Raw genomic sequence first — 21,666 nt, 5'->3', positions numbered from 1 at the left:
CCCCGTTCCCTCACGTGAAGGTACCGATGTCCCCTGACTCCCCCCGTCCGTTCGACCAGGACCACCTCCCGCCCGGCATCGACCCGCCCGGCGCCACCGATCCCCGACAGCTGGGGGACTACCGTGTCGTCGGCAGGATCGGCGCCGGCGGCATGGGCGCGGTGTACGCGGGCGTCGACCCGGCGGGCGCGTGTGCCGCGGTCAAGGTGATCCATCCGCAGTTCGCGGCCAACCCCGAGTTCCTCGCCCGCTTCGCCCGCGAGGTCGAACTGGTGTCGCGGGTGCGGGCGACCTGTACGGCGGCGTTCTACGGAGCCGACGTGCGTGCCAGCGCCCCATGGTTGGCCACCGAGTACGTGCGCGGACTGACCCTCCGCCAGCACGTCCGGGCCAACGGGCCCCTGACGGGCGGCATGCTGCTCTCTCTCGCGGTCGGTCTGGCGGAGGCCCTCGCGGCCGTCCACGAGGCGGACATCGTGCACCGGGACCTCAAACCGGGCAACATCATGCTCTCGCCGGAGGGGCCGAAGGTGCTCGACTTCGGCATCGCCCGTGCCGCCGACGCGACCGCCCTGACCCGGACGGGCGGTCTCATGGGGACGCCCGGGTGGATGGCTCCGGAGCAGTACCTCGGGCAGGAGGCCACGGCACGGTCGGACATGTTCGCCTGGGGCGGGTTGGTCGCCTTCGCCGCGACCGGCCGCAACCCGTTCGGGACGGGGAACGCGGAGGTCCTGATCCACCGCACCCGCGAGGAGGAGCCCGACCTGGAGGGGGTGCCGCCGGAACTCCTCGACCTGGTCCGCCGGGCGATGGACAAGTCCCCGCAGGCGCGGCCCACCGCCGCGCGGGCGCTCGCCGAGCTCACCGACGGATGGAACGCCACCCGCGTCCAACCGGCGCGCGACGTTGCGCCCACGCGGATCGTGCCCGACCTGCTCGCGACCGAGTGGCGCGGGGTGACGGCCCCGGAGCCCCGGCCCGTGCGCCGCCCCCGGCGCGGTCGAAGGATCGCACTGGTGACCTCCGTGACGGCCGCGCTCGTGGCCGTCACGATCGTCGCCGCGTGGCTGGTGCCGCCGCGGTCCGACGGGGCGCCCGAGGCCGCGGGGGAGGCCTCGCCGTCGCCGGAGGCGGACGGGGGCGAGGGCGGGCCCGCCGTCCTGACCTCGCCCGAGGACTTCGACGCCGTCCTGGCGGAGGCGGTCAGGCTCGCCCGGGAGGCGCCGAGCTTCGCCGCGTTCAGCTCACAGGACAGCGGTGACGTGGGCGACGGGCAGTCCGTGTACTACGAGTACACCGAGGACCCCGAACCCGTGTACCTGGACCTGGTGGTGGTCGGAGGGATGACCGACGGGCGGGTGGAGGTCGGTGAGGGGCCGGACGACGTCCTCGGGTTCATCGAGTCGGGCCGGGAGCAGAGCACCGGCTACGATCGGAACTTCTACCGGGACGCGGTGGCGGCGGACTCCGCGGCGCGTCCCCGGGACCGGTGGGAGACGGCGCTGGACGAGCTCGACGAGACCGTCCAGGACGGCGCGGAGGTCACCTACCAGGGTGTCGACCGCGCACGCGCCGACTTCCTTCCCGGGAGCATGGCCGGAGACAGGGATCTGGCCTCGCGTGAGGGCCACCACTACACGGGGTCCTTCATGCGCGAACCGGTGTACGAGGGGGACGAGCCGGAGGTCACCTTCGAGCTCTGGGTCGGGGACGACGGGTACCCGTTGACGTACCGCACCGAGCTGCGCTGGGAGGGGCCCACGGAGGCCGGGGACCCCTTCGGCACCGCCACCTACGACCTCGTCTTCGTCCAGTTCGGCGAGCCCGTGGAGATCGAACTGCCGGACGAGTCCGAGATCGCGGCGAGCCGGTCGCAGGCCCAGGGCTTCGGGTCCTGATACCCGGGCCCGGGCCGGGCGCCGGTCTCCCACGACCCGCGCCCGGCCCCGCCCACCGCGCCTACTCCCCGGTGAGGTTGTCCCTGAGGAACTCCACCTGGAGCAGCATCAGGTTCTCCGCCACCACCGGGTCCGACGGCATGTGCGTCACCCCCGACAGCGGCAGCACCGTGTGCTTGCGTCCCGCCGCGAGCAGCGCCGACGACATCCGCTGCGTGTGCGCGAACACCACGTTGTCGTCCGACAGGCCGTGGATCATCATCAGCGGCCGCTCCAGCTTCGCCGCGTCCGTCAGCAGCGAGCTGCCCTCGTAGGCCTCCGGCCGGTCCTGCGGTGTGCCCAGGTACCGCTCGGTGTAGTGCGTGTCGTACAGCTCCCAGTCGATGACCGGTGCGCCCGCGATCGCCGCGTGGAACACGTCCGGCCTGCGCAGCACCGCCAGCGCCGACAGGTACCCGCCGAACGACCACCCCTGGATCCCCACCCGCGAGGTGTCCAGGAACGGGTACCTCTCCGCCGCGTCCCGCAACGCCGCCACCTGGTCCTCCAGGACCGGTGTGGCCAGGTCGAGGTGGATCGCCTGTTCCCACTCCACCCCGACACCGGGGGTGCCCCGACCGTCCGCGATCAGCACCGCGAACCCCTGCTCGGCGTACCACTGCGCGGTCAGGTACGCCCCCCGCGCGTTGAGCACCCGCTGCGCGTGCGGCCCCCCGTACGGCGCCATGAGCACCGGCAGGGGTCGCAGGTCCTCCCGGTACCAGGACGGCAGCACGAGCGCGGTCGGGATCTCCCGCTCACCCGCCCGCCACCTCTTCACCCGCAGCTGCTCCGGCAGGTCGGGGGTCTGCGCGAAACTCTCGATCTCGGTCCGCACCCGCTGCGTCTCCGAGCTGGCGTTGCGAAACACCAGCGTGTGCACGCCCGGGAACTCCATCGACCGGTGCTGCACCACGAGCGTGTCACCGCGCAGCCGCCCCGACCGCACCCCGCTGTGCGCCTCCGCGTCGGAGGTGGTCGAACACCCGTGCCCGGGTACCTCCACCGGTGCGGCCAGACCCGTCGGCAGGTCCACCAGCCACAGGGACACGTCCCCGGGACGCCCGGCCGGGGAGCCCGAGTACAGGATTCGGTCCCCGTCCACGTCGACCACGGAGCGCACGTACACGTCGGGCGGGCTGACCGGCTGGCCGCCCACGTACACCCGCCGCTCACCGTGCTCGGGGTCGCGCGCCACCCACACCAGGTCACCGGAGGCGGTGTGGTCGGGCACCCCCGACACGATCTCCAACCACACGTCGTCGGTGTCCGTGCGCACGTCCGCGACCAGACCGGTCACCGGGTCGGCGCTGAACAGCGTCATCGTGCGCTGGTCGCGGCTCTGCCCCGTGAACACCACCGTCGGCGTGCCGTCGGGGCCGGTGGTCCAGCCCGCGCGCGCCAGGTACGGCAGCGCCGCACGGTCCCACTCGATCCACGCGGGCGCGCCCGGACCGCTCGCCCGGTGCTGACCCGCCGTCGCCACGGACAGCACCGCCATCCGCACCTCCGGGTTGGCCGTCCCGGCCGCCGGGTAACGCAGGACGGTCGGCTCCTGCTCCGGGCTGGCGGGGTCGTCCACGTGCCAGCGGGCGACGTCGGCCTCGTCGACCCGCGTGGCCAGGATCGCCCCACCGTCGGGGGCCCACCAGAAGCCGCGGTACCGGCTCATCTCCTCGGCCGCGACGAAGTCGGCCAGGCCCCACGTCACGTGCTCGCCGTCGGGCTCGGCCAGGGCGCGGTCCCCGTGGTCCTCCTCGGCGGCGTCGATGTCGATCACGCGCAGCGCGCCGCCGCTCACGTAGGCGATGCGATCGCCGCGCGGGCTGATCCGGGGGTCCACGACCGGCTGGGTCGCGGGGAGCTCGCGGGGCGTGTTGTCGTCGCCCACCAGGTCCACGTAGAAGAGGCGCCCCGAGAGGGTGAACACGGCACGGGTGAACGCGTCGTCCACCGAGTAGGAGACGATGCCGCCGCCGCTCTCCCGCAGCCGTTCGCGGCGGGCGCGCTCCTCCGGGGGGAGGTTCTCGTCGTCGGCGCCGAGCTCCCGGGGGTCCGCGGCCACCCAGGCCGTACCCTCCTCGGTCTCGTGCACCCACAGGCAGGTGGCGGTGTCCACACCGTCCCGTCCCCGGAGGAAGGCGACACGCCGCCCGTCCGGGGAGATCTCGAACGCGTACGGGACACCGATGGTGAAGCGATGGGTTCGGGCCAGTTGGCGAGGAAAGCTCATAGGGCGATTGTGTCCCATCACCGGGCCGCCCGCCGCGCCCGTCGTGGCGAGCCCCCATGCCCGGGGCTCGGGCTCCGGGCTCGTCGGGGCGGAGAGGGGGCGACCGGCCCGGTATCGTTCGCTACGTGATGGACAGGCGACTGATGATGGTGCACGCACACCCCGACGACGAGAGCATCGTCACGGGAGCGACACTGGCGAAGTACGCGGCCGAGGGCGCGGAGGTCACCCTCGTGACCTGCACCCTGGGCGAGGAGGGAGAGGTCATCCCCGACGACCTCGCGCACCTGGCCGCCGATCGCGACGACACGCTGGGCGAGCACCGTGTCGGTGAACTCGACAAGGCCTGTGTCGCGCTGGGCGTGCGCGACCACCGGTTCCTCGGCGGTCCCGGCCACTACCGTGACTCGGGGATGGTCGGCGGACCCGCCAACGACCACCCCCGCGCGTTCTGGGGGGCCGATGTCGAGGAGGCCGCGACCCTCCTGGCGGAGATGATCCGTGCGGCGCGCCCGCACGTGGTGGTCAGCTACGACGAGAACGGGGGCTACGGCCACCCCGACCACATCCAGGCGCACCGGGTCACGCGCCGGGCCTGCGTCAAGGCGGGGGAGCGCACGATGCCGGGGACCCCCTGGCGGGTCCGCAAGCTCTACGCGATCGCCCAGCCCGTGTCGCGGATCGAGGCGTCCATCTCCCGCCTGGCCGAGGAGTCCGGTTCCTTCACACCGCCCTCCCAGGTGTCCGACATCGCCCTGGGCACACCCGACTCCGCGGTGACCACGCGGATCGACGCCACCGACCATTGGGCGGCCAAGGCGCTCGCGATGCGTGCGCACGTCACCCAGATCACGGTGGAGGGCGAGCGGTTCGCGCTGTCGAACGGCATCGCCCAGGAGATCGACGCCGTGGAGCACTTCACCCTGATCATGGGGCCGACGCCGCGGACCGTCGGCGGGGAGTTCGAGACCGACCTCTTCGCGGGCCTGTGAGCGGCGCCGGCGGACCCGGTGGGACCGGCCGCGTATCCTCCACTGACATGACCACGTCCGACACCGCCACGGGGGCCGAACGGGCGCGCGGCGCCTCGGTCCTGCTGTACCTGGGGACGCTCGCCGTTGTGGCGCCGCTGGGCGCGGTGGTCGGGCTCGTGTCCTCCCTGTGTGCGGGGTGGCTGACCCGGTACTGGGAGGCGGGACAGCCGGTGCCGACGATCGCGGTGGCCGCGCTCGTGGTCTACGTGGCGTTGTTGTACGCGGGCTGCCGACTCCTGGCGTGGGGGAGCGGGACGCCGGACGCCGCGATGGCCTTCACGATCGGGTTCGTGCTCTCCCTCTTCGCCGTGATCGGTTACACGCCCGGCGGCGACATCGTGCTCACCGGTCACATGATCCACAACGGTTACCAACTCGGATCGATGCTGGCCCTGGCGGCGGCCGTGGTGGTGAGTTCGGTCCGCGGCGCGCGCGGCGGCGTCCTCGCCGGGTTCGGCGGCGGCCGCTAGCTGTATTGACCACGGAGGTTGGTAACACCCACCCCGGCTGACACACGACAAGAGGGCCTTCGGTAACGGTGTGGATTGCGACGTCTACACCAAGCACCAGAAGGCCCTCGATGCCCCACGCTACCCACACCAACGCCAAACTCACACCCACCGGACGCCTGGCCCTGGCCCGCTGTGTCGTCGAGGACGGCTGGCCCCTGCGACGGGCCGCCGAACGCTTCCAGGTCAGCACCACCACCGCCAGGCGGTGGGCCACCCGCTACCGGATGCTGGGCCAGGCGGGCATGCACGACGCCTCCAGCCGCCCCCACCACTCGCCCCGACGCACCCCCACCCGCCGCGAACGCCGCGTCATCAAACTCCGCCTCACCCGCCGATGGGGACCCGCCCGCATCGGCGGACACCTTCGCATGCACGCCTCGACCGTGCACCGGATCCTGACCCGCTACCACTGTGCCCGTCTGGCCCACACCGACCGAGCCACCGGACGGGCGGTGCGCCGCTACGAACGGGCCCGGCCCGGCGAGCTGGTGCACGTGGACATCAAGAAACTCGGCAACATCCCCACCGGCGGCGGCCACAAGACCCTGGGGCGCGCTCAGGGCCGCAAACACCGCTCCAAGGTCGGGTACGCCTACATCCACAACGCCGTGGACGACCACACCAGGTTGGCCTACAGCGAGATCCTGGCCGACGAGAGGAAGGAGACCGCGACCAGCTTCTGGGAACGCGCGCATGCCTACTTCGCGTCGGTCGGCATCACGGTGGAGCGGGTGCTGACCGACAACGGGGCCTGCTACAAGTCCCACGCCTGGCGCGATGTGCTCGCCGACCAGAAGATCAAGCACAAGCGCACCCGCCCCTACCGGCCCCAGACCAACGGCAAGGTCGAGCGGTTCAACCGCATCCTGGTCGAGGAGTGGGCCTACGCCCGCCCCTACACCAGCGAGGCCGAGCGGCGGGAGGCGTTCGGGCAGTGGTTGCATCACTACAATCACCACCGGTTCCACACCGCACTCGGCGGCCCTCCCGCCTCCCGTGTTCCTAACCTCTCAGGTCAGTACAGCTAGCGGTCCGAGGGTGGGTCAGGTCCAGAACTGCAACAGCAGCTGACCGAAGAACGCCATGCCCGGGTACGCCGGGTTCGGCAGGACCAGGTCGTAGAACCGGTAGAAGGCGTTGAAGAAGGCGTCGTTGACGCTCGGGAACCACAACAGCGCGAAGATCGCGATCGAGAAGTACAGCGCGTTGACGCGGAGGAAACCGGTCACCCTGTCCGACAGCGCGGGCGTGAGCAGCTCGAACCCGTCCAGACCGGGGACCGGCAGCAGGTTGACCACAGCCGCCGTCAGGTTCGCCAGGGACAGGAAGGCCATCGAGGAGATCGCCCAGTTGGTGGTGTCGCTGTCCGGCGGAACGAGGACCGACACGGTGACCGTCAGCGCCGCCGCCACCACGAGGCTGGCCAGCGGACCGGCGAGCGCCACCACGGCACGGCGCGAGGCCGGAATGCGGTCCCACTTCACGTAGGTGGGCGGGCCGGTCAGCCCCAGCCCGCCCAGACACAGGTAGACCAGGGGCAGGATCAGGCCGCCGAAGGTCTCCCGGAAGGCGAAGGGGTTGAGCCTGAGGTAGCCACTGCCGCGCAGGGAGCGGTCACCGGCCAGGTAGGCGGCGAGCGCGTGCCCGAACTCGTGCACGGTCGCCGAGGCGATCCACCCGAGGACGATGAGCAGGGGCGGGACCAGTGGTGTGACGCTCGTCCCCTCGGCGGCCCAGTCCAGTTCGGCCGCCGTCCACGACAGCCAGCCCGCGAAGCCGATGAGGCCCAACAGCAGCACGAACACCGGGCTGGGCAGGAAGTCCGACCGGCCGCCGGATCCGCCGGCCTTCGGCTTGGTGACGACGGTGGGGTCCGCGTCCACGACGCTTCCGTCCTCGGTGTCCTCATCCAGGTCGGGGACGTTGAGCGCGTCCTGGGGCATCCGCTCCCACGGGTCCGTACCGCGCGCGTCCTCGGTGTCCGGGGCCGTGTTCGGTCCGGGCCCGTCGGTCGTGTCCGCACTCCGCGGCGTCTCGGGCGTGGGCATGGTGCTCCTGCTGCTTGTGGGTGGTTCGCGGTCCAGATTAGGCCCTCCCGTCACCCGCCATCGCCCAGGGTCGCTTCGCGAGAGGGTGGGGCTGCCACCCTCAACGGACGGCCTTCGGCCGCAGTGGTTTCCTCCCGTCACCCGCCATCGCCCAGGGTCGCTTCGCGAGAGGGTGGGGGCTGCCGCCCTCCCGTCGCCCGCCACCGCCCTCAACGGACGCCTGCGGCGCGGTCACCCGAGGGGATTGGTCGTTCGGGCGCCCGAACACGGTCCGAAACGGAGCGGAGGGCCAGAGCGAGCGCCAAGGCCCGGCAGAACACTCCCTAGACCACCGCGCGCGGCGCCACCGCCGACTTGTGCAGGCACGCGATCGCGAACGCCCGCCCCGGCGCGGTCAGCTCCCTGCGCCCCTCGCTGTCGCCCTCCGTGAGCAGCCCCAGCGTCTCCAACAGCCAACCGACCGCCATCACCAGCGCGCGTACCTGGTCCGACGCGGTCTCCGCGGTCCTTCGGTGCGCCGCCGCGTGCCGCCCCGCGGACACCGGGACCTCCGCGGGCACCCACCCCGACTCCGTCAGCGCCCGTTCCGCCGCCACCACGTCCGACTCCCCGCGTCGGGCGTGCGATCCGGCCCCCTGCGGCGACCGCGCCAGCAGGATGCCCAGCAGCGTCTCCGCCGCCGCCTGTTCGATCCCGCCGGTCCGGCACAGCGTCTCGGTGACGGCCCACCACAGCGCCTCGGGGTCCTCCCGCAGCTGCCGACCACGCCGTGTCAGCACCAGTCGCCGACCCGACCTGCGTACCGCGCGCATCCCGCGCAGTACCTGGTGCAGGGCGATCAACTGGGTGGCGTCGGTCTCGCTGCGCGGGGGTTCCGGCGAGGTGCGCCACCCGAAGTCCGCGCACATCTGCCGGACCACGCCAGGGGTGATGTACCCGATCTGGGTGAGCGCGATCCCGTCCGCCGCCAGGTCCAGCAGTGTCCGCAGCGGGGTCAGGGCCGTGTCCGCCGCACGCGGTACGTCCGTCCCGGCGATGATCTGCCCCACCAGCGGCCACAGGCGCTGCCTGTGCGGATGCACGGGCGATCCGATCCACGCGCGCACCCGTTCCTCACGGATCCGGTCCAGGTGGCTCAGCCCCCGACGGTCGGGCTGGGTGAGGAAGGACCGCGTGAACCGCTCCTGCGCCGTTCGCCACCCGTGCTTTCCCGGGCGCACGTCACCAACCGTGATCGCCATCTCCAGCGCGGCGGCGGTCTCGTGGCGCGCCCGGATCTCGGCGTCGCCGACCGCGCTGCCCCACGTCAGTTCGGGCAGGTCCGGCGGTTCCACGCCCGACTCCCACATAAGCCGTTCGTACATGGCCAACGCGGTGTCGTGGTCGTCGTCGCGGACGGACAGCAACGTGACCGTCTCCGGCGCCGAGCACACCTGGGCGTAGCGGTGGAGTTCGAGGAGGGAGAAGAGCGTGCCGAGGGAGCGGGCCGTGAACAGCCGGTCGTCCGTGGACCGGGGAAACCGGGCGGGGAGCTCGAACCAGCAGAACCGCTGGACGGAGTACTGGGCGAGTCGTTCGATGTCGTGGTCGGGGGACAGGGTGTCCAACGCCTGACGCGCGGCCCCGGCCGCCCGCTCGTCCCGTCCGGCCAGTTCCGCGAGGGCGGACGCGACTACTTCGCGCATGATGGGCGCTCACCACCTCCCGCCGTGCCGGGCGCCCGCTCAGCGTGGGGTGACGCCGGGGCGCGGTGTTCTCCTGCGTCCCGCGCGGAGCTGGCTCGCGCTCACGGCGGGACTCTGCCGTCTCCTACCCCGGACGGGGCGAAGAATGCCTGTGTTCAGGCCTGATCTGGCGCCCCCCGGTGTCGTCCGGGGGCGTCGCCGGTTGTTCGGGCTGCCGTCGTGGAACCGGGAACGGCCGCGACCGTCAGGGCGCCTGTGGGGGACGCCCGTCACGTCGTCGCGGGGGCACGGGGGGAACGACACGGCTGGCGGCGATGTCGGATTCGGCGACCTCGACCACCGAGTCGTCGCGGCGGCGCAGGGTCAACACGCCGTCCGTCCAGGACTCCACGACACCGACGATATCGGTGAAACCCTGATCGGGGAGGTGGATTCGGACGGAGACCCGTTTTCCTACGTCGTCACGGGTGATCCGGTGCACCAGACGACCCCTCAAGTGCATCGAACGCCACCCCCGATTGTGCGCTGGGTATTCTCCGACGCCATACTAGGAGAACGACATCTGTGCCAATAGCTTGCGGAGCCCGGGAACCGGGGGAATCGGCGCCCGCACGCCGATCCCTCCCCGGGCCTTCCGAAGGTCCCCGTCTCCCTCGCCGGAGCGCGGGGGTGAGATCAAGGAGTTCGACGTGACCTACGTCATCGCGCAGCCCTGTGTCGATGTGCTGGACAAGGCGTGCATTGACGAGTGCCCTGTGGACTGCATCTACGAGGGCGAGCGCATGCTCTACATCCACCCGGACGAGTGCGTCGACTGTGGTGCGTGTGAGCCCGTCTGCCCCGTCGAGGCCATCTACTACGAGGACGACCTGCCCGACCAGTGGCAGGACTTCTACAAGGCCAACGTCGACTTCTTCGACGAGATTGGCTCTCCGGGCGGCGCCTCCAAGGTGGGCAAGATCGAGCGGGACCACCCGCTGGTCGCCAAGCTCCCGCCGCAGGCCTAGGACGCCCGGGCAACCGGCCGCCCACACCGGCCGGTCATACGCACCCCCTTGGCGCAGAGGGTGCTGTCCCCGAGCGGACAGCCGAACGTGAGTGTCGCGCCGACCCCCCCGGGCCGGGGGTCGGCGCGACGCTTGTTCCAACCCCGACTCCCTACCCCTTCCGACCCGGATGGAGAACGCACCGATGGCCGAACGGCGACGCGTGACGGACCGGCTCCCGACCTTCCCGTGGGACAGGCTCGCCCCGTACAAGCGCACGGCCTCGGCCAGTCCCGACGGCATCGTCGACCTCTCCGTCGGCACCCCCGTCGACCCGGTGTCACCGAACCTGCGTCAGGCCCTGGCCGACGCCGCCGACTCCCCCGGCTACCCGATGACCTGGGGAACCCCGGAGCTGCGCGCGTCGATCTCCGGATGGCTGGCGCGCCGCCACGGCGTCCGCGTCGAGGAGGACGCCGTACTGCCGACCGTCGGCTCCAAGGAGCTCGTGGCCTGGCTGCCCACCCTGCTCGGACTGGGCGAGGGCGACACGGTCGTCCACCCCGAACTGGCCTACCCCACCTACGACGTCGGCGCCCGCCTGGCGGGTGCCACTCCAGTCGCCTCGGACGGGCTGACCGCGCTCGGACCGGCGCCGGTCGGGCTCGTGTGGGTGAACTCGCCGAGCAACCCCACCGGACGCGTGCTCGAGGTGCCCCACCTGCGCAAGGTCGTCCAGTGGGCGCGTGAGCGGGGGGCGGTCGTCGCCTCCGACGAGTGCTACCTGGACCTCGGCTGGGAGGACAGGGAGCCGGTCTCGATCCTGCACCCGGACGTGTGCGACGGCTCGCACGAGAACCTGCTCGCCGTGCACTCGCTGTCCAAGCGCTCCAACCTGGCGGGCTACCGCGCCGCGTTCGTCGCCGGTGATCCGGCCCTGGTCGGGGAGCTGCTCGCGGTGCGCAAGCACGCGGGGATGATCGTCCCCGCCCCGGTGCAGGCCGCGATGCGGGCGGCGCTGGACGACGACGGCCACGCCGCCGAGCAGAAGGAGCGCTACCGCGCGCGCCGCACCCGCCTGCGTACCGCGTTCGAGGGCGCGGGGTGGCGGATCGAGCACTCCGACGCCGGTCTGTACCTGTGGGCGAGCCACTCCGAGCACGACGCGTGGGGGGCCGTGTCGACCCTCGCCGACCTCGGCGTCCTGGTGGCTCCCGGCGACTTCTACGGCACGGCGGGCGCCCGGCACGTCCGTGTGGCGTTCACCGCGACCGACGAGCGGATCGAGGCGGCGGTCAAGCGCCTGGCGTCGTAGCGGTGTTCTTCGCGGGCCCGCCGCTCCGCGGAGGGGCGGGCACCCTCGACCGGCGCCTCCGGCGCGGCATTCACCTCGTTCGGGCGCCCGAACGGTAACCCCCGGGGCCACCGTGTCAGCTAGTGCTGTGGCCGGAAACGTTCGCCCGGGTGCTCTCACGCCGCGATGGGTAGCGGTCGGCCTCCCCAGCGCAGGCCCTTCTCGCTGCGCACCCGGGCACGCTCGCGGCGTTGAGCCGCGAGCACGTGCGGGTCGCGGGCGTTGGCGTTGCGCCACCGCAGGTAGGCGTGCAGCGCCCGGGTCTGCACCGTGTGGTTGGGATGGTGGGAGTTGGCGATGGTGAACTGGCGCAGCGGCCCGAAGTGCGCCTCGATCGGGTTGGCCCAGGAGGCGTAGGTGGGGGTGAAGCACAACTCGACCTTGTTGCGCCGGGCCCACGCCCGGATCTTGGGGCCCTTGTGCGCGGACAGGTTGTCCATGATCACGTAGATCGGAGCGCCGTCCGGGCGGGCGGCCCGGATCGACTTGAGTGCCCTGAGCGTGTTCGCGCCGCCTTTGCGCCGGTGGTTGACGCCCCACAGGGTGTCGGAGCCCACCGAGTAGCAGCCGTGGAAGTAGGTGATGCCGTGGGTGCGCCGGTAGGTGGCCGCGATGCGGTCCGGGCGGCCCTTGCGGGCCCAGCCCGCCCCAGCGGTGGGGCGGATGCCCAGGGGCCCGAACTCGTCGAAGGCGAAGACCCGGTCGGCGAAGTACTCCATGACGTGCTCGATGCGATCGAGTTTGGCATCGGCCTCGGGGTCGGGCGAGTCCTTCCAGGTCGTGGTGCGTTGGAAGGTGATGCCGTGCCGGTGCAGCAGAGCCCGCAGGGTCTCGCGGCCGATGCGGGGGCCCGGTCCGCCGCGGCGGGCCAGGTGGTCGGTGAGTTTGCGCAGCGACCAGCGGGTGAAGGGTCGGCCGAGCTTGGCCGGGCGGGTGGTGGCCGTCTGGATGACGAGGTCTTCCTCGTCGGGGGTGAGCAGGCGGGGACGGCCTCCCGCCCATTTAGGGTCCAGGCAGTCCAGCCCCTGGGTGTTGAAGGCGTGGATGACCTCGCGCACGGTCTTTTCGTCAGCGGCGACCAGGCGGGCGATGACGGGGACGGTGTTGCCGCTGGCCGAGGCCAGGATGATCATCGCCCGCCGGTAGCGGACTGTGTTGGTGCTGCCCCGGCGGACGATGCGTTGCAGTTTTTGGCCCTCAGGATCGGTGAGTCTGCGGGCTTTGAGGGGTGCGGACACCGCGGCTCCCAGGGTCGACTGCTGGTGTTGCGGTCAACCCTGACACCGATCACTGACCCGGACGAACGTTTCCGGCCACAGCACTAGTCAAGGACGACGCGGCCCTCGGTGTCGGTACCGTCGTCGACGGTGGTCCACGCCTCGGCGTCGTCGAGCCCGTCGGAGGCACGCCAACGCTGGTCGCCGTAGGTCACCGAGGTGAGCCCGTACTCCTCCGCGTGGGCGACCGCCCAGAGCGCCATCGCCCATCCCAGGTCACCCGTGCTCGGGTCCTCCGCCACGGGCAGCTCAGCCGGGTCGGTGCCGAACACGCGGGCCATCTCCGCTTCCGCGCCCGTGACGTCCGCGGTCCGCGTGGACGCCAGGTTGGCGGTGTCGTGCCAGCAGGTCATCGCCGGGCCCAGGGCGCCGGTGAACGCCTCGGCCATGTCCTTCGACAGGGTCTCGTGCTGGTCGTAGGCGTAGCCGTCGGCGCTGCGCTGCACCGCCTGGGCCGCTTCGAACACGGGCAGCTCCTCCCAGCCGCCGATGTCCGCAAGCGCGTCGTAGAACGCGCCGCTGGCGTACACCGGGTCGAGGATCTGCTCAGGGTCGCCCCAGTCCTGCGACGGCCGCTGCTGGAACAGGCCCACCGAGTCGCGGTCGCCGAACTCCAGGTTGTAGAAGGTGGACTCCTGCCACACGGTCGCGTACGCCACCGTGACGGCCTCCTCCGGCAGGTCGCGGCTGAACGCCACCCCTCCGACCGTGGCGGCGTTCACCGCCTGCTCGGGCTCGAGGACGTACTCACCCTGTGCCAGGTCCAGGCGGCAGGCAGGGTCCGGCGCCTCCTCGACGGTGTCCAGCGGCTCGACCGTGGTCAGCACGTAGTAGCCCCCGGCCACGAGGGCGCCGCACACGAGGAACAGGGCCAGGAGGATCTTGACGAACGCGGAGATTTTCCGACGCTTACTGGGCACGGGCGAACCAACGGGTCGGTGACGGGTGGAGCACGTCGCACGGGACGGGGGGTCATATGTGCGGCGCGTGGGGCGCGTCGCGCGCCTCGGCCGCATTGTAGTCGCCGGTACGGTCCTGCACGGAGCGTCACGCAGGGTGGTCCGCGGCGTACGGGACGGGGCCTCAGCGGTGTCCTCTCCCCAACCCGCTAACGTGGGTGCACATGACCAGCTCGTACACAAGCCCGCTGCCGGACCAGATCGACGAACTCTGGGAGCAGCGCTCCGAACTCACCCCCGGCCACACCGACGCGCGCGAGACCATCATCGGCGCGATCGACCAGATCGACGAGGGCAAGGCGCGCGTCGCCTTCGTCGACCCCAGCACCGACGAGGTCGTGGTCGACGAGCGCGCCAAGCGCTCCATCCTGCTCGGCTTCAAGGTCCTGGACATGAAGGAGTCGCACGTCGGCGACTTCTACCACCACGACCGCATGCCGCTGAAGACCCGCTTCGACGGTGTCCGCGTCGTCGCGGGCGCGATCGCCCGCTGGGGCTCCTACCTGGCCCCGGGCGTCGTGCTCATGCCGTCCTTCACCAACATCGGCGCCCACGTCGGCTCCGGCACCATGGTGGACACGTGGGCGACCGTGGGCTCCTGCGCCCAGGTCGGCGAGAACGTCCACCTGTCCGGCGGTGTCGGCGTCGGCGGTGTCCTGGAGCCGCCGCAGGCCTCCCCGGTCATCATCGAGGACGACGCCTTCCTCGGCTCCCGCAGCATGGTCGTCGAGGGCGCACGGGTGCGCACCGGCGCCAAGCTCGGCGCGGGTACCATCCTCACCTCCTCCACGCGCGTCTTCGACGCCGAGACCGGTGAGGAGCTGCCCCGCGGCGAGGCCCCGGCCTGGTCGGTCTGCGTGACCGCCAACCGCGTCAAGAGTTTCCCGGGCGGCGACTTCGGTATGCCCGTCCTGCTGGTGCTCAAGCGACTGGAGAAGGGGCAGGAGCACGACAAGCTCGCGCTGAACGACCTGCTCCGCGAGCACGGCGTCAACGCCTGACGCACGCGCGACTCCCGAAGCGCCCTCCCACACGGTTCGGGGGGCGCTTCGTGTTTGTCTAGGCTGGACGGCGCGTACGCGTCCGGGAACGCGGTGCGGCGCGAGCGACGGACGACGACCTGAACGGGGCGAGACGATGCTGGACCTGACCTCCGACGTGGCGGACCTGACCGCCGCCGTCGTGGACATCCGTTCCGAGAGCGGTGACGAGCGGATCCTGGCGGACGCGGTCGAGCGGGCCCTGTCCGACCTGCCGCACCTCAAGGTCTCCCGCGACGGTGACGCGATCGTCGCCCGGACCGACCTGGGCCGTCCGCGCCGGGTCGTGATCGCCGGTCACATCGACACCGTCCCCATCGTCGACAACGTCCCCTCACACGTGGACGGCGGTCGCCTGTACGGCTGCGGCACCTCCGACATGAAGGCCGGGGTCGCGGTCCAGCTCAAGCTCGCCGCGCTGGTCACCGAACCGGTGCACGACGTCACGTACGTGTTCTACGACAACGAGGAGGTCGACGCCTCCCGCAACGGCCTCCGCCGTCTGGCGCTGCACCACCCCGAGTGGTTGGCGGGTGATTTCGCCATCCTCATGGAGCCGACGGACGGTGTCATCGAGGGCGGCTGCCAGGGCACGATGCGCGTGCGGGTCGTGACCCGGGGCAAGCGCGCGCACAGCGCCCGGTCCTGGATGGGGGAGAACGCGATCCACGGCGCCGGGGCGGTCCTCGACGTCCTGCGCGCCTACACCCCGCGCGAGCCGGAGGTGGAGGGGCTGCGCTTCCACGAGGGGCTCAACGCGGTGGCCGTCGAGGGAGGTGTCGCGGGCAACGTCATCCCCGACGAGTGCGCTGTCACGGTCAACTACCGCTTCGCCCCGGACCTGTCCGTCGCGGACGCCGAGGCGCACCTGCGCGAGGTGTTCGACGGCTTCGAGGTCATGGTGACCGACGCCGCCGCCCCGGCGCGTCCCGGGCTGGACGACCCGTCCGCCGCCGCGTTCGTCGCCGCGGTGGGGGAGGGGCGGGCGCGCGCCAAGCTCGGGTGGACCGACGTGTCGCGTTTCTCCGAGTTGGGGGTCCCCGCCGTGAACTACGGCCCCGGCGACCCGCTGCTGGCCCACACCAGGGACGAGTACGCCGAGATCGCGAGGATCCGTGAGGCCGAGGAGCGGATGGTCGCCTGGCTCGGCGGCTCGCGCTGACGGAGTGTCACCGGTCGTGGGTGTCCGCCGCACGCGACCAGGGGATTCGAGGTGCCCGGGGGGCGAATCGGCCGCTTCCGGTCACCGCGGGTACACGTGCGGTTCAGGCGCGATCCGCTCCTGCTCGGATAGCTTTACGAGCATGACGGAAGAGGAACACATTCGGCACGCGGGTCCGCTGACGTACCGGGGGCGGGCCATCCCCCAGACCACCACTGACCAGCGCCTGCTGGATCAGCGGGGGCCGACGGACTGGGTCCACACGGATCCCTGGCGGGTGCTGCGCATCCAGTCGGAGTTCGTCGAGGGGTTCGGCCTGCTGTCCGAGCTGCCGTCGGCGGTGAGCGTGTTCGGGTCGGCCCGGGTGAAGCCGGACAGCGACCACTACGCGCTCGGTGTGAAGGTCGGCGCCAGGCTGGCCGAGGCCGGATACGCCACGATCACCGGTGGCGGTCCGGGGATGATGGAGGCCGCGAACAAGGGCGCCCAGGAGGCGGGCGGCATGTCCGTCGGGCTGGGGATCGAGCTGCCGTTCGAGCAGTCCCTCAACCCGTACATCGACGTGGGGATGACCTTCCGGTACTTCTTCGTCCGCAAGACGATGTTCGTGAAGTACGCGCAGGCCTTCGTGGTGCTGCCCGGCGGGTTCGGGACGCTGGACGAGCTGTTCGAGGCGATCACCCTCGTCCAGACCAACAAGGTGACGCGTTTCCCCGTGGTCCTGGCCGGTACGGAGTTCTGGGGCGGCCTGTACGAGTGGGTCGAGTCCCGCCTGCTGGAGAACAACCTGATCAGCCCGGCGGACACGGAGCTGCTCCAGCTGACCGACGACCCCGACGAGATCGTCGACATCATCCGCAAGTCGCACCTGGACATCGCCCAGCGCAACGGCGAGGTCCCGCCGGGCGCCAGCTGAGCGCTCCCGCGAAGCGGTCGTCCACGGGTGGTGGCGGGTGACGAAGTGGGTGGTGCTGCGCCGTGAGGCGTCGGTTGAGGGTGGGCCTGTGCTCCTTCGCGAAGCGGTCGTCCACAGGTGGTGGCGGGTGACGAAGTGGGTGGTGCTGCGCCGTGAGGCGTCGGTTGAGGGTGGGCCTGTGCTCCTTCGCGAAGCGGTCGTCCACAGGTGGTGGCGGGTGACGGGTGGGCGTGGGAGCATCTAACCGTGCCTGTCTTCATCATGATCCTGGTCGGTGCCGCTGCCCTGGCCGTGCTCGTCGGCGTCGTCTACGTCGTGCTCGGCAAGGGTGGTCAGCTCGCCCGTTTCGAGGCCGACTACCCCCCGTTGGACCTGCCCGCCGACCGCCCGGTCGGGTCGGCCGACCTCGGTCGGCTCCTGTTGCCCCTGTCGTTGTGGGGCTACCACGTCCGTGCCGTCGACGAACTCCTCGCGCGCCTCACCGCCACCCTGCGCGAACGTGAGGCGCGGATCGAGGACCTGGAGTGGCGGCTCGCCCGGCTCGACGCCCCGTACGTCCCCGAGGGGCACGGTCCCACTGACGGTCAGCGCCTGCCCGGCGACGCCTACGCCCCGGAGAGATCCGCGGAGGCCACCGCCCCGGACGGCGTGGTCGAGGACGGTGTCGACGCGTCGGCGGAGAGTGCCCCCACCACCTCCGGCCAGGGCTGACACCGCTTGTCCGCGGTCCGGTGGCGCCCCTCGGAGTAGGACCCCCGGGCATCGGATATGTCGTGTGTCACAGCCGACGTCCCGTCGTCGTCCGCCGCGTCGGTTTTCGGTGCCCTATTCTCGTTCGCTGTACACACGTACCCCCCGTTCCACCGGAGCGGGCGGAGTTTTGGTCAGGATGGCGAGGATGGACACAGCAGCCGATCTCGATCCGGGACCCGAGGGCGGGAGCAACGGTTCTCCCACCCCCGTCCGCCAGATGTCCCTGTGGCAACCCCCCCGATCGACCCGCAACACCCTCAGACGCCGCCGCCGGATCACCGTCGTGTCCGGCGTGGTGGCGGCGGTCCTCGTGCTCGCGGGCGGCATCGCCACCGCGTGGGCCCTCACGGGGGGCGACGAATCCGACGCGGCGGAGGAGGCCGCGCACCTGGAGCGGTTCGTCGGATCCTGGGCGGGTGAGATGACCCAGGTCGACACCGAGGGCGAGCACGTCGCCGACTGGCACGCCGAGGTCCGCGTCGAGGAGGGAGCCGAGCGCGGCGGTACCGCCTGGACGACCTTCAACTGCTCGGGGACGCTGGAGCTGTCCGCGCGTGACGGCGACCGCGTCGTGTACGCCTACACCGAGCTCGCCGACCCCGAGGACCGCTGCGTCGACGAGGCGGAGCTGACCCTGTGGCCGGACGACGACGGCCTGATGGCCGAGTGGTCCTCCGTCACGGACGAGGGGACCCGGATGACCTCCACGGGGGCGATGGACTGACCCGTCCCGGAGGAGGCCCCCGGCCGCGGCGATATCGCCGGATCCCTGTTTCGACCGGACGCGCCGGGGCAGGAGAGGGTTCGGCCACCCACGCTCACATCGGAATTCGGTCAGGACCGATATAACCTTTACTGACCAACGATTCCTCGCCGGTGGACGCCCGCGCGTTCGCGCGGCCTTCGCCTGGCGCACACACCGGGGCCAACCTCCGAGATAATGGTCGAGGAGTGGTTCACGTCCCTGTCCTCACGCGGGCGCGAGTCACACGGACCCGGCCCACGGTTCCGGAACCGAACCGTCTCGTCGGATCGGCGCCGGTGCCGTGGGTCGGCCCCGGCCACCTGCGAGGAACATCTAGAAAGGGGAATGGCATGGCGGCGATGAAGCCGAGGACCAGCGACGGGCCGATGGAGGTCACCAAGGAGGGTCGCGGCATCATCATGCGAGTCCCCCTGGAGGGCGGCGGACGCCTGGTCGTCGAACTGACACCGGACGAGGCGGTCGAGCTCCGGGACGCGCTCAAGGGAGTCGTCGGCTAGGACACGCCCTGGCCATGACGTTCCGTGCCCGTGACCCCCACCCCGGGCCGGAGACCCCTGACGACCCCCGAGGTTGTACACCTCCCAACTGAGTGAACGATTGTGAGCAGCCGGTGCCCTTCGCCACGCAGATCCAGTCCCGAGCGGGAAACCTCGCCGAATCCACCGCGGACCTGCTGGTCCTTCCCGTGTTCGCGGACGACGGACCCAAGGCGGCCGAAGGGGTGGCCGAGAGCGGATTGGGCGGGGACCTCCCCGCGCCGCTCACCGACCTGTTCACGCACTACTCGCTCACCGGCAAGTCCGGCGAGCTCGTCCAGTTCCCGGTGTCCCGGGACGAGGGCCTGGCGCGGCTGGCGCTTCTGGGAGTGGGGTCGGGATCGCCCGACGACCTCCGGAAGGCCGGAGCGGCCCTGTCCCGGGCGGCCAGGGGCCGCAGCCGTGTGGCCCTGGCCTGGCCGGGCTCGGACACCGAGGCGGCGACCGCCTTCGCCGAGGGCGTTCTGCTCGCCTCGTACACGTTCAGCATGAAGACGGGTGAGACGCCCGAGGACAAGCGCCCGGCCGAGGCCGTCGACGTGGTGGGTGACGGTGGCGGGGACCTCGCGGACGCCCTGCGCCGCGGCGCCGACCTCGCCGGGGCCACCGCACTGGCCCGCGACCTGATCAACACCCCCTCCCTGGCCAAGGACCCGGAGTGGATGGCCGCCCGCGCCCGAGAGGTCGCCGCGGAGAAGGGCCTCCAGGTACGGGTCTGGGACGAGGACGCCCTCGCCGAGGCGGGCTTCGGCGCCATCCTGGGCGTGGGCCAGGGCTCCTCGCGGCCGCCGCGACTGGTCCAGCTCTCCTACACACCGCAGAATCCGACCGAGCACGTGGTGCTGGTCGGCAAGGGCATCACGTTCGACACCGGCGGCCTGTCGCTGAAGCCCAACGACAACATGATGCTCATGAAGACCGACATGAGCGGTTCGGCGGTCGTGCTCGCCGTGCTGTCGGCGCTGGCCTCGGTCGGCGCGTCGGTCCGGGTCACCGGTCTGCTGCCCCTGGCGGAGAACGCCTTCTCCGGAAGCGCCACCCGGGTCGGCGACGTGCTGACCACCTACTCGGGCACGACCGTGGAGGTCCTCAACACCGACGCCGAGGGCCGCCTGGTCCTGGCCGACGCCATCGGCTACGCGGTCTCCGAGCTCGCCCCCGACCTCCTGGTGGACGTGGCGACGCTGACCGGCGCGGCCAAGGTCGCGCTCGGCACCGGCACGGGCGCCCTCTACAGCGACGACGACACCGTCGCCGCCGAGCTGGAGCGAGCGGGCCGGGACTCGGGCGAGCCGTTGTGGCGCATGCCGCTCACCGACGCCTACACCGAGACCACGGAGTCCCGGGTGGCCGACCTCGCCAACATCGGCACCCGGGGCAGGGACTTCGGCCCGGCGGGCGCGACCGAGGCCGCCCTGTTCCTCCGCGAGTTCACCGGCGACGTGCCCTGGGCCCACCTGGACATCGCCGGTCCGGGCCGATCCATGAGGGAGGACGGCATCCTCAGCAAGGGTGGAACCGCGTTCTCCACACGGGCCCTGCTGCGCTGGCTCGCCTCCCGCTAGCGGCGGTGCCGCCCTCGGGCCCGCCGCTTGGCTTCGGCCCGCCCGTCCCCGCCACCACCCTCAACGGACGCCGCCGGCGCGGTCTCGACCTTCGAGAACCCCGCCGGCGCCCGAACGGTGACCCTTCTCGGGCCCCAGGGGACGGGTGATGAGTCGGGGGCGGCCGGTCACCGGATCGTCGACCAGCGTGCCGTCCACACCGAACACCTCGTGGAGCACCTCCGGGGCGAACACCTCCGTCGGCGGCCCCGCCGCCACCACACGGCCCCCGAGCATCGCGACCACCGTGTCCGCGTAGCAGGCGGCCAGGTCCAGTGTGTGCAGGGCCGCCACGACGGTCGTGCCCATCCCCGCCACCAGCTCCAGGACCTCGAACTGGTGGCGCGGGTCGAGGTGGTTGGTCGGCTCGTCGAGCACGAGCAACCGGGGCCGCTGCGCCAGCGCACGGGCCAGGAGCACCCGCTGCCGTTCCCCGCCGGAGAGCGTCGACAGCGGCCGCCGCGCCAGCTCCCCGCACCCCGTCCTGGACAGGGCGGACGCCACCGCCTCCCGGTCGTCGGGCCCCATGACCCCGAACGGCCCCAGGTGCGGTGTCCGGCCGAGGGCGACGGCCTGCTCGGCGGTGAGGTCGAACCCGCCGTGCTGGTCCTGTCCGAGCACCCCCACCCGGCGCGCCGCCTCCCGACGGGACAGCCCGAGCAGGTCGTCCCCGCCCAGTACCAGATCACCCCCGATCGGCCGTAGCGCTCGGTAGACGGTCTTCAGAAGCGTCGACTTCCCGCTCCCGTTGGGCCCGACGAGCGCGGTCAGTGTTCCGTCCGCGACGTCGACGTCGACCCCGCGCACCGCGGGCACGTCGGTCCACCCGGCGGTCACACCGTTCAGGCGCAGCCTCACGGT

The 21,666-nt window shown here is 71.8% G+C and carries 20 protein-coding genes; 13 read left to right on the top strand and 7 right to left on the bottom strand.

Going from position 1 to position 21,666, the window contains the following annotated elements; genetic code table 11:
• The first annotated feature begins 26 nt into the window (after positions 1–26).
• The gene (locus KIK06_RS17810; protein ID WP_268644231.1) at positions 27–1,901 is read left to right on the top strand and encodes a serine/threonine-protein kinase; all 1,875 of its coding nucleotides are present in this window, start codon (positions 27–29) and stop codon (positions 1,899–1,901) included.
• A 61-nt stretch (positions 1,902–1,962) separates the two neighbouring features.
• On the opposite strand, the gene KIK06_RS17805 is transcribed toward KIK06_RS17810, so the two are convergent.
• Positions 1,963–4,173, bottom strand: coding sequence for a S9 family peptidase (locus KIK06_RS17805; RefSeq protein ID WP_268644228.1), 2,211 nt, complete (start codon positions 4,171–4,173; stop codon positions 1,963–1,965).
• A gap of 125 nt (positions 4,174–4,298) precedes the next feature.
• On the opposite strand from KIK06_RS17805, the gene mshB reads away from it, so the two are divergent.
• The 3 genes from mshB to KIK06_RS17790 all read left to right on the top strand — a co-directional run bounded on the left by mshB (position 4,299) and on the right by KIK06_RS17790 (position 6,747).
• On the top strand, positions 4,299–5,165 hold the full coding sequence (mshB, locus tag KIK06_RS17800) for an N-acetyl-1-D-myo-inositol-2-amino-2-deoxy-alpha-D-glucopyranoside deacetylase (RefSeq protein ID WP_193789727.1): 867 nt from the start codon (positions 4,299–4,301) through the stop codon (positions 5,163–5,165).
• A gap of 47 nt (positions 5,166–5,212) precedes the next feature.
• The gene (locus tag KIK06_RS17795; protein ID WP_017596993.1) at positions 5,213–5,677 is read left to right on the top strand and encodes a hypothetical protein; all 465 of its coding nucleotides are present in this window, start codon (positions 5,213–5,215) and stop codon (positions 5,675–5,677) included.
• A 110-nt stretch (positions 5,678–5,787) separates the two neighbouring features.
• Positions 5,788–6,747 carry an IS481 family transposase gene (locus tag KIK06_RS17790; RefSeq protein WP_268643050.1) on the top strand — a complete coding sequence of 320 codons (960 nt, stop codon included), beginning with the start codon at positions 5,788–5,790 and terminating at the stop codon, positions 6,745–6,747.
• Between the two features lie 15 nt (positions 6,748–6,762).
• On the opposite strand, the gene KIK06_RS17785 is transcribed toward KIK06_RS17790, so the two are convergent.
• The 3 genes from KIK06_RS17785 to KIK06_RS17775 all read right to left on the bottom strand — a co-directional run bounded on the left by KIK06_RS17785 (position 6,763) and on the right by KIK06_RS17775 (position 9,954).
• Positions 6,763–7,767 carry a site-2 protease family protein gene (locus tag KIK06_RS17785; RefSeq protein ID WP_268644222.1) on the bottom strand — a complete coding sequence of 335 codons (1,005 nt, stop codon included), beginning with the start codon at positions 7,765–7,767 and terminating at the stop codon, positions 6,763–6,765.
• A gap of 323 nt (positions 7,768–8,090) precedes the next feature.
• A complete protein-coding gene (locus KIK06_RS17780; protein ID WP_268644220.1) occupies positions 8,091–9,452 on the bottom strand; it encodes a hypothetical protein in 1,362 nt (453 codons plus the stop codon).
• 244 nt (positions 9,453–9,696) lie between these two features.
• Positions 9,697–9,954 (bottom strand): putative acetyltransferase, encoded by a 258-nt coding sequence (locus KIK06_RS17775; RefSeq protein WP_026127307.1) that lies wholly within the window; start codon positions 9,952–9,954, stop codon positions 9,697–9,699.
• A 187-nt stretch (positions 9,955–10,141) separates the two neighbouring features.
• Here KIK06_RS17775 and fdxA point away from each other — a divergent pair, with 187 nt between their 5' ends.
• Positions 10,142–10,459 (top strand): ferredoxin, encoded by a 318-nt coding sequence (gene fdxA / locus KIK06_RS17770; RefSeq protein ID WP_017596988.1) that lies wholly within the window; start codon positions 10,142–10,144, stop codon positions 10,457–10,459.
• A 184-nt stretch (positions 10,460–10,643) separates the two neighbouring features.
• Positions 10,644–11,753, top strand: a complete 1,110-nt coding sequence (dapC, locus tag KIK06_RS17765; RefSeq protein WP_268644218.1) for a succinyldiaminopimelate transaminase — start codon at positions 10,644–10,646, stop codon at positions 11,751–11,753.
• Between the two features lie 155 nt (positions 11,754–11,908).
• On the opposite strand, the gene KIK06_RS17760 is transcribed toward dapC, so the two are convergent.
• Together KIK06_RS17760 and KIK06_RS17755 are read right to left on the bottom strand one after the other, a co-directional pair.
• The gene (locus KIK06_RS17760) at positions 11,909–13,030 is read right to left on the bottom strand and encodes an IS630 family transposase (protein WP_017602426.1); all 1,122 of its coding nucleotides are present in this window, start codon (positions 13,028–13,030) and stop codon (positions 11,909–11,911) included.
• Positions 13,031–13,113: 83 nt separating this feature from the next.
• Entirely contained in the window at positions 13,114–13,989 is an 876-nt protein-coding gene (locus KIK06_RS17755; RefSeq protein ID WP_268644215.1) for a hypothetical protein, read from the bottom strand.
• A gap of 203 nt (positions 13,990–14,192) precedes the next feature.
• On the opposite strand from KIK06_RS17755, the gene KIK06_RS17750 reads away from it, so the two are divergent.
• From KIK06_RS17750 to KIK06_RS17720, 7 genes are all read left to right on the top strand, one after another.
• The gene (locus KIK06_RS17750) at positions 14,193–15,029 is read left to right on the top strand and encodes a 2,3,4,5-tetrahydropyridine-2,6-dicarboxylate N-succinyltransferase (protein ID WP_017596985.1); all 837 of its coding nucleotides are present in this window, start codon (positions 14,193–14,195) and stop codon (positions 15,027–15,029) included.
• Between the two features lie 136 nt (positions 15,030–15,165).
• Positions 15,166–16,230, top strand: coding sequence for a succinyl-diaminopimelate desuccinylase (gene dapE, locus KIK06_RS17745; protein WP_268644213.1), 1,065 nt, complete (start codon positions 15,166–15,168; stop codon positions 16,228–16,230).
• A 142-nt stretch (positions 16,231–16,372) separates the two neighbouring features.
• Positions 16,373–17,146, top strand: coding sequence for a TIGR00730 family Rossman fold protein (locus KIK06_RS17740; RefSeq protein ID WP_017596983.1), 774 nt, complete (start codon positions 16,373–16,375; stop codon positions 17,144–17,146).
• Positions 17,147–17,392: 246 nt separating this feature from the next.
• On the top strand, positions 17,393–17,857 hold the full coding sequence (locus tag KIK06_RS17735; protein ID WP_268644209.1) for a hypothetical protein: 465 nt from the start codon (positions 17,393–17,395) through the stop codon (positions 17,855–17,857).
• A gap of 187 nt (positions 17,858–18,044) precedes the next feature.
• Entirely contained in the window at positions 18,045–18,623 is a 579-nt protein-coding gene (locus KIK06_RS17730; RefSeq protein WP_017596981.1) for a hypothetical protein, read from the top strand.
• A 371-nt stretch (positions 18,624–18,994) separates the two neighbouring features.
• Positions 18,995–19,162 carry a DUF3117 domain-containing protein gene (locus KIK06_RS17725; protein WP_017596980.1) on the top strand — a complete coding sequence of 56 codons (168 nt, stop codon included), beginning with the start codon at positions 18,995–18,997 and terminating at the stop codon, positions 19,160–19,162.
• Positions 19,163–19,275: 113 nt separating this feature from the next.
• Positions 19,276–20,766: a leucyl aminopeptidase gene (locus tag KIK06_RS17720; RefSeq protein WP_268646052.1), complete on the top strand. Its 1,491-nt coding sequence runs from the start codon at positions 19,276–19,278 to the stop codon at positions 20,764–20,766.
• A gap of 60 nt (positions 20,767–20,826) precedes the next feature.
• On the opposite strand, the gene KIK06_RS17715 is transcribed toward KIK06_RS17720, so the two are convergent.
• Positions 20,827–21,663, bottom strand: a complete 837-nt coding sequence (locus KIK06_RS17715; protein WP_268644206.1) for an ABC transporter ATP-binding protein — start codon at positions 21,661–21,663, stop codon at positions 20,827–20,829.
• Positions 21,664–21,666 lie beyond the last annotated feature (3 nt).

The sequence above is a fragment of the Nocardiopsis sp. EMB25 genome (genome assembly GCF_026797795.1).
In the GTDB taxonomy this organism is placed as follows: Bacteria; Actinomycetota; Actinomycetes; order Streptosporangiales; family Streptosporangiaceae; genus Nocardiopsis; species Nocardiopsis lucentensis.
This window is presented reverse-complemented; position numbering and strand designations above follow the sequence as displayed.